Raw genomic sequence first — 13,389 nt, forward strand, 5'->3', positions numbered from 1 at the left:
GTGCTCTAGGTGCGCGGGACGAGCAGGATAATGCATGCGCCTGCTAAGGCGACGGTCGCACCTATAATGTCCCAGCGATCTGGACGCATGCCTTCAACGGCCCAGATCCACCCAATGGACGCGATAATGTAAATCCCGCCATAAGCGGCATAAGCGCGACCTGCTGCATCGGTTTCTATCAATGTGAGCAAATAGGCAAAAAGAGCGAGACAAACCACGCCCGGAATGAGCCAGAGCGGGGACTTGTCCAGTTTAAGCCATGCCCAAAACGAGAAGCACCCTGCGATCTCGAATATAGCTGCGGCAGCATAAATCACGAACTGCAAAGCGTATTTCCCTGGAATGGATGATTAGTTGCGGCCTTGCGTTGATATTTATACTCCAGCCCTGCGCAACCCCATATAAGGCCAAACAGCAGGTAAAAGTGCCGCCAGTGATCCGTATCGATCACATTACCGATGAGCACATGGCCAAGATAAGTCGCATAGGCACAAAGAAGAAATGGTTGCCATGGTCGATTTCTGAACATCAGTTTGAAACCGATGGCGAGTGTGAGAAAAGTCAAAGTCATGAAGGCGATGAAGCCGATCCAGCCATAATCCAGCACTGCTTTCAGCCAGACATTATGGGTGTCTTCTCCAAACATAGGGCCGAATTCCAGCGGCCCGATTCCCAAAGGATGTTCGGTCGCCAGAACCATGCCAAGCCAGTGCCGGGCAAACCGACCCAGACGCGCACTGTCATAGCTTTGCTCAAGGCGCGCACGCTCGAAAAAGAATGTTCTGACGTCTGGGATTTGAAGAAGCAGCACAATAGCCAGCGCGATTGCAAGAATGGCAAGCAGACCAATAGTGATCAATCGCAGACGGAACCTGTTGCTCTCGCTCCGAAGAAGCAGAACTGCAAAAAGGCAGAGAAATGAGAGCGGCACCATGGCCCAGGCAGCACGTGAGAAGGAAACCAGTATTCCGAGCGTCAGTATGCAGCACAAGGGCAGATAGACAAGCATATCCCGGCTGTTGCCCTTCATGATGCGGTAGAGGCTCCATGTGAAGGGTAGAACCAGAAATGGGCCGTAAACGTTCGGGTCCTTAAAGCCGCCCATAGCGCGTCCGTAACGGGTAAAGACATCCGCGCTGGGAAACAGGTTGAGATAGCCCGCAATGCCCAGCAGCGACGATAGGATGCCGACCAGAAGATAGGCATTGAAGATTGTTTTCAGACGACGATAGTCTGCTTCGATAATCGCGGCATAAAAGACTGATGTGAAAGCAAGGAACAGCGAAACTGCGATATAAAGTGGCGCATCCTTGGTATCCGCCATTTGCATGACGGAAATCATACCGCCGAAGTTGAATACGGTCAGCAAGGCAAGCAACACCACACTCGTTCGTGTCAGCCGCATCCCGAAGAGTAAGGCTACGGCGATGAGGCCGGCCATGTAAAGCTCGTAAGGAGCTGGTTCGCTCATCACGAAACCAAGCAGAAAAACACCAAGTCCGATGGCAAAATTGGCGATCAGCCGGTTTAAAGCGCGCTTACCTGCAACGTCTGTTGCAGGTAAGCGGCGGTAAGGTCTGGATATACCGCTGACGCTATTTGCGACCGTGCTCAATAGGCATTTTCCGTGTTGAGGAGCCTGACCGGTGTCAGGAACAGGATCTTGAGATCGAACCAGAGTGACCAGTTTTCAATGTAAAACAGATCATATTCTGTGCGCATCGTTATCTTGTCGTTATTGTCGATTTCGCCGCGCCAGCCATTGATCTGCGCCCAGCCGGTTACGCCGGGTTTGACGCGGTGGCGAGCGAAATAACCATCGACCACTTCATTATAAAGCACGTTGTGCGAGTGCGCGGCCACCGCATGTGGGCGCGGGCCGACAAGTGACAGTGAGCCCGTCAGGGAATTGAAGAACTGAGGCAGTTCATCAATGGATGTCTTGCGAATGAAGCGCCCGACACGTGTCACCCGAGGATCGTTCTTTGTTACCGCATTACGCGCGCTCGGATCGCTAAGCTCCGTGTACATTGAGCGGAATTTCCAGACATTGATAACTTCATTGTTAAAGCCATGACGCTTTTGCTTGAAGATCACCGGGCCTTTGCTATCGAGCTTGATGGCAATCGCTGCTGCCAGCATGATGGGTGAAAGAAAGACGATCCCCAGCAGGCTGAACACAATGTCAAAAATGCGCTTTGCAACCGAATCCCAGTCATTAATCGGCTTATCGAAGATGTCCAGCATCGGTACGCTGCCTATGTAGGAATAGGCACGTGGGCGGAAACGCAGATGGTTGTTGAGTGCCGACAGACGAATATCGACGGGCAACACCCAAAGCTTATTGAGGATCATCAGAATGCGTTCTTCGGCGCTGATTGGCAGCGAAACGATCAGCATGTCGATATGCGCAATACGTGCAAATTCGATCAGTTCTTTGATGTTGCCGAGCTTGGGGTAGCCTGCCACGATGGGTGGTGAACGCTTGTCGTCACGATCATCGAAAATGCCGCAGATACGAATATCATTGTCTGGCTGTTGCTCAAGCGTACGGATCAGGGCTTCTGCATTAGGACCACCGCCGACGATAACGGCGCGACGCTCCATAATGCCATTGCGCGCCCAACGGCGGATTCTCCACGAGACGAACAGGCGGCAAATGATCAGAACGATCATTCCGCTCAAAGCCCAGATCAGAAACCATGCACGCGAAAAATCAGAAGAAACCTTGAAGAGAAAGCCCGCTACCGCAACCGCGCCCAGCACCGTTGCCCAGCTGATGATTACGCGCTTCAGGTGACGGCTGGGGCTGCGCAGAATATTGACCTGATAGCCATTGTTTATCTCCATCATCAGCACGTAAAGGCCCCCGCCTGCGAGCATGATGAGGAAATAGTAGAGAATGAGTGAGGTGTTGAAACTGACATAATAGGTAAAGCTAAGCATACCGGTCAGCATAACAATACCGAATTCAACGAGCCGGATCACCCCGCTTAGCATGGTCGGCGACAAGGTGTTTCGCTCGTATTGCGCAGCCATCTGCCGCGCCATGGCGTTCAACCCGCTCTGTTCATTCGGTTTGGAGCCTTTCGCATCCCTGGCATTATCTGCCTCAGGATCGATTGGAGAAGGCGCATCATTATCCCGCACAATTTTACCCCTGCTAATCAACGTGCCGGACTATATTTAACAGCAAATCCTAAGGATTTGCTGATCAAATGGTCCCGGCGGCTGCTAGATTTTCAGGAACGTGCTTCACGGTAAACCAATTCTATAGAATGTGCCATTGCTTCAACGCCGAACCGTTCGCGCAGACGCAAACTATCGGGCATTGAAAAAAGAAAGCCACTCTCATTATTCGCAACTGAAAGCAGCTTTGCAGCGAGCGATTCTACGTCCGGCTCAACGAGGGCCGGGGAATTGGGACCAAAGATTTCGGGAATGCCACCAACATTGCTGGCAATGATGGCTTTGCCAGCGGCTAGCGCTTCCAGCACGATATAAGGAAATGCCTCCGCGCGCGATGGAACGACCATGATTTTACCAAGCGGAAAAGCTTCTCGCGCGGCCATGCCAGGCAGGAAACGGATTTGGTCTGTTATGCCGAGTTCATTCGCGAGCGCTAGAAAGTCTGCTTTCTCTGTGCCGTCGCCGATAATGGTGACTGTAAAACGCTTGGCTTGTTTGTCACGAAGAGAGGTCAGGGCGCGGATCAACAGATCGGGTCCCTTCAGTACACGCATCGTTCCTATAAACAGGAAGTCAGTCGCGTCAGGCACGGCTGCCGTATGAACAAACTCCTCATCCGACAAGCCATTATAGATAACCGCATGCAGGTCGTATGGCCTGCCAACCTTCTCTTCATAAGTTCGCTTCTCGAAGTTTGAAACGAACAGAACAGCATCGGTGAATGGAGCCAGCAGCCTTTCGACCAGAAAGACCACGCCACCGGCGCGCGTCTTTCGGTCAAAATGCAGGCTGCCGCCATGCGGTGAATAGATACGGGCTACGCGAGACTTAAAAACCCGTAGAGATGAGCCGATCAGACGTGCATAAACGCCTCCTTTGGCGCCATGACCGTGCAGGATGTCCGGCTGCAATTTCTTGACAATGCGATAGGCTTTGTATGCCGTTTTGATATCGGAAATGCCGATATTTCTTTGCATAGCGATACGATGGAGACCGAGCGCGAGCTTAGGCCGTAATTCTTCGAGGAGTTCATCTTCACGCGGGCCGCTGGTTGTTGCATCGCAGAGAATGCCAACCTCGTGCCCGTTTGAAGCCTGAATGCTGATGAGATCGCGGACATGGCGGAACAAGCCGCCCGCAGGTTCGCGAAAACAATGGATGATGCGTAAGGGCGAGTTGTGCTTTTCATCAGACATTTATCGCCATCAGAACAGACGTTCACGCACATAGACGGTGTCACCCGGCAGAATCGGATCGGAGATCAGGACGCGACCTGTCATCACGTCTCCATTGATCGTGCGTGTAATATCGACACTTTCCTGATTGGCGCGTGGCGTAAACCCACCAGCTGCTGCGATTGCCTTTTGCACAGTCATGCCCGGCACATATGAATACTGGCCCGCTCCACCCACTTCACCCATGATGAAGATCGGACGATAACGGTCTATCTCGACACTTACGTCTGGATCACGCAGATAACCGCCCCGCAGTTTTGAGGCGATGCCGCCTTCAAGCTGCTTTACGGTTTTTCCGCTTGCCGGAACGCTGCCGATAAGCGGGAATGCGATGTAACCAGACTGGTCGACGCTATAATTATTGGTAAGGCTTGCCTGCTCAAACACAGTAACGCGCACACGATCGCCAGCATTGAGCAAATAGGGTTCGTTCAATGCGGCATGAAACGCCTGTGGAGCAGGGCGATAGCTTGAGCATGCGGAAAGCGTCATCGCCGCAAGGCCAAGCGCAATAAGAACCATGTGGCCTTTGCGCTTTTTATGAGTTTTCTGCATCGTCATTGTCGCCTCGGTCTCTTCCGAAAAGCATTGCCGCATTTGTAGATTCGGATAGGAAATATCCAAATGCTGTTACATGACGTTATCGATTGATTAAGGTTAATGGCTGGTAAAGAAGTGGCGGCCTCCCGGAAAAACTTTATCTCTTTCTGATAAGAATGGCTCAATTGACAGTTTAACCCTCTGGTTACCTTGTTCGTTTACATTTCCTTACAAAATTGGCCTGCGTTGCCTTTGAATGGGCGAGGGTGGTTGCTCCATAACCGCACTTCTGGAGTGTTGGGCGGAGTATGGGCCGGGATATCGGCCGGAGTATCGGAATGTCTGAAGTCGATAGGCTGTCGAAAGACGCAGATATTGATATTGGTGCGCTCTTTTCGAGCTTGCGCCGCTATTGGCTTTTGATTGTCAGCGGTGCAGCCATCATGGCGGTGCTCGCCTGGGTGATATGCCTTCTTCTGACACCCGATTATCGCGCGGAAACTCGCATTCTGATCGAATCTCGCGAATCCGTTTTCACACGTCCAAATGGTGAGGCCACGACAGAACGGCCGTTGATGGACCCGGAAGGCGTGAAAAGCCAGGTCGAAGTTCTGACTTCGGGCGATCTGCTTAAGCAGGTTTCGGACAGGCTGAAGCTTACAGACAGTGAGGCTTTTACCTCAACGAATATAAAGCCTTGGACGCGTGTCTTGATTCTTCTCGGGATGCGTAATAATCCGGCCAGCCTGACACCCGAAGAGCGTGTTCTGCAGAAGCTGCGCCAGAATTTGCAGGTTTTCAATGTCACTGGTTCGCGCGTGATCGTGGTCCAGTATACGTCCGCAAATGCGCAGGAGGCTGCCGACATCGCAAATGCGGTGGCTGATGCCTATATCGCGTTGCAAGCTGCTGCAAAACTTCAGTCTAATGATGATGCAACCGGCTGGCTTGCGCCAGAAATTGAGGATCTGCGCGGCAAAGTCCGGGATTCGGAAAAGAAGGTTGCTGACTATCGTGCTGCGAATGGCCTGCTGACCGGGCAGACAAATAGCACCATTGCCACCCAACAGCTGTCCGAAGTCTCGACCGAGCTTACGCGCCTGCGTTCGAGCCGTGCTACGTCTGAGGCGAAAGCGGAAAGTATTCGCAGAGCGCTCGCAGCCGGTGTTCCGGTTGATACTCTGCCTGACGTCGTGGCATCTGGCATGATGCAGCGCCTTTCTGAACGTCGTATTCAGCTCAATTCGCAGATTGCTGATCTTTCGGTAACACTGCTTGAAGGCCATCCCCGTATCAAGTCCGTACGCTCGCAACTCGCTGATCTGGACCGACAGATCAATGCGGAAGGGCGCAAGCTTTTAGCGAGCCTCAATAATGAGGTGAGTGCTGCGAGATTGCGCGAAGACGAACTCAATCGTGAATTAAACCGCGTCAAGGCACAGGCTGCTCAGGCTGGCGAGCAGGAAGTTGAATTGCGGGCGCTTGAACGGGAAGCGGCTGCACAGCGTCAGCTTCTTGAAACTTACCTGACGCGCTATCGCGAAGCTGCTTCGCGCACAGACCGCAATTATGTCCCAGCCGACGCGCGGATATTCTCGCGCGCTGATGCGCCGGGATTACCGTATTATCCAAAGACCTTGCCGGTTGTCAGCGCAACCTTCGTTGCAGGACTGTTGCTCCTGTCCATTTTCGTACTGCTGCGCGAATTGTTCAGTGGGCGGGCCTTTGTAAGCGTTGATGGGCGCCGTATCGCAGCGGTCGAAGAAATTGAAATGCCGGTGATTGAAGCTGCCACCGACATGGCTTTCACCCCGTATTCTGAAGATGAGTCCCAAGTTGCGGTTAAATCTGCAAGGCGCTGGACTTCACCTTTGATTTCGGGATCAAAGATTGTCTCTGAGGAAGAAGCTCCGGAGAACCCGAATGGTGTGAAGACCGTGGCCGACCGCCTCATTGAAGGCAGGTTAAAGCGCGTTATCGCCGTGTCGCCGGAAGGAGACACTGCATCCGCTGCAACTGTGCGCCTGATGCGAGAGCTGGCAGATCGTGGCAAGCGCGCCATTCTGATCGACATGACGGCCTACGGTACACTAGGGCTTGTTATGCTCGATGGAAACAATCGAGCTGGCATTACAGAACTTCTTGCTGGTGAGCGACGCTTCAACGATGTTATTCATACGGATCATTATTCCCAGGCGCATATAATGCCGCTCGGTAAGGTGGCTCCTGAAGACGCAATGCGTTCAGCCGACCGGCTGCCATATATTCTGGATGCGCTGGAAACAGTTTATGATTTCGTGGTGGTTGAATGCGGCCCGTCGACATCTCGACAGATACGCCGTATTGCCGACGGTCCGGCAGTCGTGGTCATGAATATTGTGGACCCTGACGACCACAATGTCGTCATGGCAGCGCTCGATATGGATCAGGGTGGCTATGAAGATGTCATCATTTTGATGGACGGCGCAGAGCGTGCGGCAGTCTCCGGTTCCAACACGCCACAGCCAGATTTCGATTCGCAATCAAAGATATAGCGCGTCAGACTGAATCAAATTCAGAGGCGCTTATCGTAAAATATTAGCGTTTAGCCAGCTTGCTGCGCAGAGTTTTGGTGAACTGCCACAGGCGGGGATTGCCTTTGATTTTCGCGACGATTTTACTGCGTATCGCTTGTGCAACGGTGAACGTCTTGCCCTTTGCCGTTAACGGAACAACAGTATCGTAGACGTTTCTTTCGATGTCGCACCATTCCCGTTTGTAGGGCTCATCGCCGATACCAAAGCTGTAGATCGGTACTCCGGCCTGGCAATGGACTTTCATGTCTTCATAGAAGAGAAATTCGCCGGGGCTCGCGGTCATTAACTCATCATCGGCTATCGCACTGAATTCGACGGTCGGACCGTCTTTCGAGAATGTTTTACCGATTAGCGAGCGGATTTTACCGCCGACTTCAAGAATTTGCAGTCCGTATCCTGCTTTCTGCTTCCCAGCGTCTTCTCCATAAAGTTCTTTGAAGAAAGTCTGAATATGCGCCTCGGCAAAGGGGTCGCTAATCCCCATCTGCCTGAAGCGATGCGCCTTTAGCGTAAAAAACGTATCGAATATCGCATCGGATTCTTCATGGGACTTCGGTGCGTAAATGCGCCACCCGCCGGCTTCTTCATAACGGCGGCCATGCTGACGATGTTTTTTGAGTTTCCGCTTGGCATTGCTTCGCTCAAGCACAGCTTCAAAGCCATTGATTAACGAGGCGGCAAGAACAGGATTGGGGTTCTGGATACTCTTCAACGTCAATAATGGATTGTCTCGCCCTGAAAGAGAGGGCAGCTGTCGCGTTAAGGAAAGCACATCAATATCTGGCCGAGCGGCTCGAATGGTCAACACAAGTCGGTCAAGGGATGCGTGATCAACCGCACCATCAAGCCATGGGAAATTACAGTTTGCGTGGCTTCCGCCCGGATAACGCAACATGTTTGTACCGCTTACGCTGACAGTCTCAAGTGGCAGCAACATCACGGGTGCATCGTCTGCAAACAGACCTGCAACCAGACCATCGGGATTAACATGCCTGCGCCAACAGTCGATCCAGTCGAAGCTTTGCGCATTGCCATGCAGTGCATCCGGCTTTGACCAGAAATCACGCAGCTGCGCGTAATCGGTGATAAGGCGTGGCGTTAGACTGGCTCTGGCTTTGTCAGTCACGTTTCGGTTGCCCTCGCAAATCGCTCAACGACGTTTTGGGCGCGGAGGCTGAGCCATCCACCAGATGATCCCCATAGCGGGCAATACCCATAGAATGCCGGTAACGAAGAAATAAAGAAGATGCACCCACGCGGGCGAGTTGCCAAGCTGGGCCACGGCGATGATTGTCGCAAAAACCGCATAGACGATCACAAGAGTGACCAGCAGAAATGTGCCTATGAGTTTTTTCAGCCGAACGGGCATGTCATTCTCCTCTATCCTGCTCTTCACTAGCTTGTGAGAACGCGCAAAGGAAGAGAAAACGCGTCGGCATGTCGCGTGAACCCGGCTTGTAACCGCTTCTCCTATGCGGCATGTATCGGCCAACTGAAAAATCAAGGATGAAATGGCATGGCGGCAATATCCGTTCGACATGAAGGGCAGGGCACAGTGAGATCTGGCGAGGATAAAAATCGTCGGCTGATCCGCTATTGGCTCTATGCGGTTTTTGTCGTTCTGATCGCCATCGTCATGGTCGGTGGCGCAACGCGCATGACTGGCTCTGGCCTGTCGATCACCGAATGGAAACCAATCCATGGCGTCATTCCGCCGCTCAATCATGCCGAATGGCTGGAAGAGTTCGATAAATACCGCCAGATTCCGCAGTATCAGCAGATCAATAAGGGCATGTCGCTCGAAGCCTTTCAGTCCATCTTCTGGTGGGAATGGGCGCATCGCATGCTTGCGCGCTTTGTGGGCTTTCTGGTCGCCGTTCCACTTGCATTTTTCTGGCTGACCGGACGCCTGAACAGCAGCCTTAAATATCGGATGCTTGGCCTTCTGGCGCTGGGTGGCTTTCAGGGCGCCATTGGCTGGTGGATGGTGGCATCGGGCTTGAGCGAGCTGACAAGTGTCAGCCAGTACCGTCTTGCTATTCACCTGACCACGGCATGCGTTATCATAACAGCGGTGTTCTATATCGCGCGGGGTCTGGTCACCTATACAGAGCGCCCGGCGGAGCGAGCGATCCAGCGCTTTGCTGGCTGGCTGGTTTTTGCCGTGCTGGTACAAATCTATCTTGGCGGGCTTGTCGCCGGGCTTCATGCAGGTCTTACCTACAATACCTGGCCGTTGATGGATGGCGCAATCATCCCTTCCGATTTGTTTATCCAGTCGCCGTGGTGGCGTAATCTGTTTGAAAATCCGAAAACTGTGCAGTTCGTGCACCGCATGTTCGCCTACACAGTTCTGGTTCTGGCGGTTATTCATGCTGTGCAGGTTTGGAAAAACGCAGCTGCAACCACCCACGCCCGCCGAACGATCGTTCTGCTCGGGCTCATTCTGGTGCAGGCAGCGATTGGTATCGTGACTCTTTTGATGAGTGTGCCGCTCGATCTCGGCCTCACACACCAGTTTGTGGCGCTGATGGTTCTGGCTTTCGCCGTTGCACACTGGCGCGCAACAAAGGGCGCTTACAAACAGTAAGCGGTCTGACGCAGATGCCTTAGCGCGGAGGCAATTTTCAGCTCCCGCGCTTCGTCTGCTTCATTGCCATCTTCGAGATGCCACGCAGCTGAAAGACAGCCATAAGCAAAAGCGTAATCAAGGACATGAGCGGAATCACATTTGAGGATCGCTGCAAAATGTTCGGCCATTTGTTGTGCCCGCGCAACGTCGAGGCAAAGATCATCACGATCCAGCGGATTGTAGAAGATGTTGGCGGCGTCGAATGCCGCATCCCCCACCAACCCATGGGGATCGATCACAAGCCAACCGCGCGGCCCACGAATAACATTCTCATGATGAATATCGCCATGAAGTGGAATAGCTTCGTGCGGCATTTCCAACAGGCGCTTTGCACGTTCTGCAGCCTCAGCATAAATCGGCTTCTGGTTGGCGACTGCAAAGAGACCCGAAAAATGCTTGTCCAGCGGCTGCAAGTCATTTGGAACAGATGAAGCGGACGGCTGATGCAATGCAGTCAGCACTTGCCCGAAAATGGCGAGACATTCGTCGTCTTTGCCGCTTTTGAGATGCGCATCAAGATGATAGCTGCCTGCATATTCAAGCAACATCGATGATCCTTTGAGGTCGTAGAGTTTCGCAGCCCCGCGTCCCTCCCGCCAAGCAAGATAATGCGCGCCGCGCAATTCTTCCATCCCGGCGGGTTTGAGTTGCTTGATAACAAAAGTCTCGCCCGGATAGTCGTTGCGTTTGACTTTCCAGACAAGGCTTGAATGCGTATCCGCTAACAGTTCATAAAAGCCGATATTCCATTCAATAGGAAATATCGGCTTTAAGTTTTTGTGTTGACCCATGTCTTTGTCCCAAAAACGGTTCCCATTTTTGGGAAAGATGCTTCAGGCCTTGCCGAGCATCAGGTTCATGTTCTGAACAGCAGCCCCCGATGCGCCCTTGCCGAGATTGTCGAGAAGTGCCACGAGATTAACCTGATTGTCGCCTTCCGTGCCAAACACGAAAAGCTTCATGCCATCCTTGCCTGCAAGCTCTTCTGCATCGACGCGCGGCAGCTGGCTGCTTTGCTCAAGTGCAACCACTTCGACAACATCCTGACCTGCATAATGTTCAGTAAGAGCCCGATGTATATCCTGAAGCGATGGCTTGCCCTCAAGTTCAGTCACAAAGAGTGGAACCTGAACGATCATGCCTTGCGGAAAGCGGCCGACGCTGGGGCTGAAGAGTGGACGACGGTCCAGACGACCATGCAATTCAAGTTCAGCGACATGCTTGTGACGCAGCGGCAGGCCATAGAGAAAATTGTTGGCGGCGAGATGCTCTGGATGGTTCTTGTCTTCCATCTGCGCAATCATCTGCTTTCCGCCGCCCGTATAGCCAGAAACTGCATTGACGCTGACCGGGTAGTCCGCTGCCAGCAATCCTGCGTCCCGCAATGGACGGACGAGCGCGATTGCACCTGTCGGATAGCAACCGGGATTGGCAACAAGACGAGCTTCGGCGATACGCTCACGCTGGCCCTTGGCAAGCTCGGCAAAACCATAGGCCCAATCCGAATGAACGCGATGAGCGGTCGAGGTATCGATGATACGGGTCGAGTTGTGACCTTCGAGCAGCGAAACTGCTTCCTTGGAAGCGTCGTCGGGCAAGCACAGAATTGCAATATCGGCAGAGCGCAAATAGTCGGCGCGCAAATCTTTGTTGCGGCGCTCGGATTCCGGGATGGAAATCACTTCAAGATCGTCGCGCTCGGCAAGGCGGCTGCGGATTTGCAGACCAGTTGTGCCGTGTTCGCCGTCGATGAAGATTTTCGGTTTCATGCGCTTTGCCTTTGGATTTCAGAAAGTTACGCTCGTATTCGGAATCAATTTTTCAGCAGCTTGAATCAATCTGTGAGCTGCAATAACACTTAATCTTTATCGTCGTGCCTTTTGCTCAGCCAGAAGCCCGAGAAAGTACATTGCGATGGTCGCTCCGGCGATAGCCGTTATATCGGCATGATCGTAAGCCGGTGCAACCTCCACAATGTCAGCTCCGACAAAATCAAGTTGTGTCAGTTTGCGAAGCACGGACAGCATCTTCGCTGATGATGGTCCGCCCGCAACTGGTGTGCCTGTTCCCGGGGCAAATGCAGGATCAAGACAGTCGATGTCGAAGGTCAGATAAGTCTTTTTGCCGGCTGTGCGCTTGAGAATTTCGTCAGCAATAGCTGCTGCCGACATATCCTCAACCTCGTGACCATAAATGATCTTGATCCCGCAATCTTCGGGTGCGTGGGTCCGGATGCCGATCTGGATCGAATGTTCAGGGTCGATAATCCCGTCCCGCACGGCGCGGGCCACGAAAGAACCGTGATCAATGCGCTTGCCATCGTCAAACCACGTATCCTGATGCGCATCGAATTGCACCAGTGCCAGCGGACCATATTTCGCAGCATGGGCTTTGAGCAGTGGCCAGGTTACGAAATGATCGCCGCCAAGCGTCAGCAAAAATGCATCGGACTTGAGGATTTTCGCGGCTTCGCGTTCTATCGTTGCAGGCGTCTTATAATGATTGCCGTAATCAAGGAGACAGTCACCGTAGTCGACCACCGCGAGATTTTCGAACAGATCGCGCTCAAAGGGATATTGCGGGTCGTTGTCGAAAATGGCTGACGCACGACGGATCGCTTGTGGGCCGAAACGCGCGCCGGGTCTGTTGGAGACCGCAGCATCGAACGGAATGCCCCAAACGACTGCTTCAGCGCCCCTGAGCGACTTCGTATAAACGCGCCGCATGAATGACAGAACACCCGCATGGGTGGGGTCTGTGGCGGCACTGTTCAGGCTGCGGGCAGTGAAAGCATGGTCGATGGTTTTTGAGGGCATAGCTGGCTCCCGAATAGTTTCACAACTCTCATAGCGCTTCACGATGCAAATTGGGAGATTGCTTTATGCGGTTTTCGCATCAAACTCGTATGCACGTTCTACGCGGGCGATGCGAACGCGATAAGTTTTATACCATTGCTGACGGCCGAGCTTTTGCGCGATGAGATGATCGACATCGCGCTTCCATGCACGGATGCTGTCTTCGTCTACCCAGAATGAGTTGGTGATGCCGAAACCCTCTGCATCCCGCGATAGCCGGGTTGCCTCGCCGCAAGCTCCGCCATTCGATCGGCCATTTCACCATAACCATCATCACCGCCGAAGCGTTGGGATGAAAACGAGACCATATAATAGGGTGCCTGTGGCGTGATGGCGAAACGTTCAGTCGGGGACATTTTCTT

At 52.9% G+C, this 13,389-nt stretch carries 12 protein-coding genes and 1 pseudogene; 2 read left to right on the forward strand and 11 right to left on the reverse strand.

Going from position 1 to position 13,389, the window contains the following annotated elements; translation table 11 throughout:
• Positions 1-5 precede the first annotated feature (5 nt).
• From CEV32_RS09900 to CEV32_RS09920, 5 genes are all read right to left on the reverse strand, one after another.
• Positions 6-326 carry a YnfA family protein gene (locus CEV32_RS09900; RefSeq protein WP_094576733.1) on the reverse strand — a complete coding sequence of 107 codons (321 nt, stop codon included), beginning with the start codon at positions 324-326 and terminating at the stop codon, positions 6-8.
• A complete protein-coding gene (locus CEV32_RS09905) occupies positions 314-1,615 on the reverse strand; it encodes an O-antigen ligase family protein (RefSeq protein ID WP_094576736.1) in 1,302 nt (433 codons plus the stop codon). The genes CEV32_RS09900 and CEV32_RS09905 overlap by 13 nt, the downstream gene beginning before the upstream one ends.
• The gene (locus CEV32_RS09910) at positions 1,612-3,150 is read right to left on the reverse strand and encodes an undecaprenyl-phosphate glucose phosphotransferase (RefSeq protein ID WP_094576739.1); all 1,539 of its coding nucleotides are present in this window, start codon (positions 3,148-3,150) and stop codon (positions 1,612-1,614) included. The genes CEV32_RS09905 and CEV32_RS09910 overlap by 4 nt, the downstream gene beginning before the upstream one ends.
• Positions 3,151-3,242: 92 nt before the next feature.
• Positions 3,243-4,385, reverse strand: coding sequence for a glycosyltransferase (locus CEV32_RS09915; protein ID WP_094576742.1), 1,143 nt, complete (start codon positions 4,383-4,385; stop codon positions 3,243-3,245).
• Positions 4,386-4,394: 9 nt separating this feature from the next.
• A complete protein-coding gene (locus CEV32_RS09920; protein WP_208620839.1) occupies positions 4,395-4,979 on the reverse strand; it encodes a polysaccharide biosynthesis/export family protein in 585 nt (194 codons plus the stop codon).
• Between the two features lie 323 nt (positions 4,980-5,302).
• Here CEV32_RS09920 and CEV32_RS09925 point away from each other — a divergent pair, with 323 nt between their 5' ends.
• Positions 5,303-7,498, forward strand: a complete 2,196-nt coding sequence (locus CEV32_RS09925) for a GumC family protein (protein ID WP_094576745.1) — start codon at positions 5,303-5,305, stop codon at positions 7,496-7,498.
• 43 nt (positions 7,499-7,541) lie between these two features.
• Here the strand turns inward: CEV32_RS09925 and CEV32_RS09930 are convergent, their stop codons facing one another.
• The gene (locus CEV32_RS09930) at positions 7,542-8,666 is read right to left on the reverse strand and encodes a GNAT family N-acetyltransferase (RefSeq protein ID WP_094576748.1); all 1,125 of its coding nucleotides are present in this window, start codon (positions 8,664-8,666) and stop codon (positions 7,542-7,544) included.
• 24 nt (positions 8,667-8,690) lie between these two features.
• Positions 8,691-8,909: a DUF2842 domain-containing protein gene (locus CEV32_RS09935; protein ID WP_094576751.1), complete on the reverse strand. Its 219-nt coding sequence runs from the start codon at positions 8,907-8,909 to the stop codon at positions 8,691-8,693.
• A 147-nt stretch (positions 8,910-9,056) separates the two neighbouring features.
• Here CEV32_RS09935 and CEV32_RS09940 point away from each other — a divergent pair, with 147 nt between their 5' ends.
• Complete coding sequence (locus tag CEV32_RS09940; protein WP_094576754.1) at positions 9,057-10,130, forward strand: COX15/CtaA family protein; 1,074 nt, start codon at positions 9,057-9,059, stop codon at positions 10,128-10,130.
• Here the strand turns inward: CEV32_RS09940 and CEV32_RS09945 are convergent.
• The 4 genes and pseudogenes from CEV32_RS09945 to CEV32_RS09960 all read right to left on the reverse strand — a co-directional run bounded on the left by CEV32_RS09945 (position 10,118) and on the right by CEV32_RS09960 (position 13,383).
• Positions 10,118-10,963 (reverse strand): aminoglycoside phosphotransferase family protein, encoded by an 846-nt coding sequence (locus tag CEV32_RS09945; RefSeq protein ID WP_094576759.1) that lies wholly within the window; start codon positions 10,961-10,963, stop codon positions 10,118-10,120. The genes CEV32_RS09940 and CEV32_RS09945 overlap by 13 nt on opposite strands.
• A 42-nt stretch (positions 10,964-11,005) precedes the next feature.
• A complete protein-coding gene (argC, locus tag CEV32_RS09950; RefSeq protein WP_094576762.1) occupies positions 11,006-11,941 on the reverse strand; it encodes an N-acetyl-gamma-glutamyl-phosphate reductase in 936 nt (311 codons plus the stop codon).
• Between the two features lie 96 nt (positions 11,942-12,037).
• Positions 12,038-12,988, reverse strand: a complete 951-nt coding sequence (gene speB / locus CEV32_RS09955; RefSeq protein ID WP_094576767.1) for an agmatinase — start codon at positions 12,986-12,988, stop codon at positions 12,038-12,040.
• Positions 12,989-13,051: 63 nt separating this feature from the next.
• A pseudogene (locus CEV32_RS09960) lies at positions 13,052-13,383 on the reverse strand (antibiotic biosynthesis monooxygenase family protein).
• Between the last annotated feature and the right edge of the window lie 6 nt (positions 13,384-13,389).

The organism is Brucella rhizosphaerae, from assembly GCF_002252475.1.
GTDB classification, from domain to species: domain Bacteria; phylum Pseudomonadota; class Alphaproteobacteria; order Rhizobiales; family Rhizobiaceae; genus Brucella; species Brucella rhizosphaerae.

Coding starts and splice junctions, on each gene's coding strand:
- speB (WP_094576767.1), bottom strand. CDS start 12,988: ATGCCCTCAAAAACCATCGACCATGCTTTCACTGCCCGCAGCCTGAAC.
- CEV32_RS09920 (WP_208620839.1), bottom strand. CDS start 4,979: ATGCAGAAAACTCATAAAAAGCGCAAAGGCCACATGGTTCTTATTGCG.
- CEV32_RS09915 (WP_094576742.1), bottom strand. CDS start 4,385: ATGTCTGATGAAAAGCACAACTCGCCCTTACGCATCATCCATTGTTTT.
- CEV32_RS09935 (WP_094576751.1), bottom strand. CDS start 8,909: ATGCCCGTTCGGCTGAAAAAACTCATAGGCACATTTCTGCTGGTCACT.
- argC (WP_094576762.1), bottom strand. CDS start 11,941: ATGAAACCGAAAATCTTCATCGACGGCGAACACGGCACAACTGGTCTG.
- CEV32_RS09940 (WP_094576754.1), top strand. CDS start 9,057: ATGGCGGCAATATCCGTTCGACATGAAGGGCAGGGCACAGTGAGATCT.
- CEV32_RS09925 (WP_094576745.1), top strand. CDS start 5,303: ATGTCTGAAGTCGATAGGCTGTCGAAAGACGCAGATATTGATATTGGT.
- CEV32_RS09945 (WP_094576759.1), bottom strand. CDS start 10,963: ATGGGTCAACACAAAAACTTAAAGCCGATATTTCCTATTGAATGGAAT.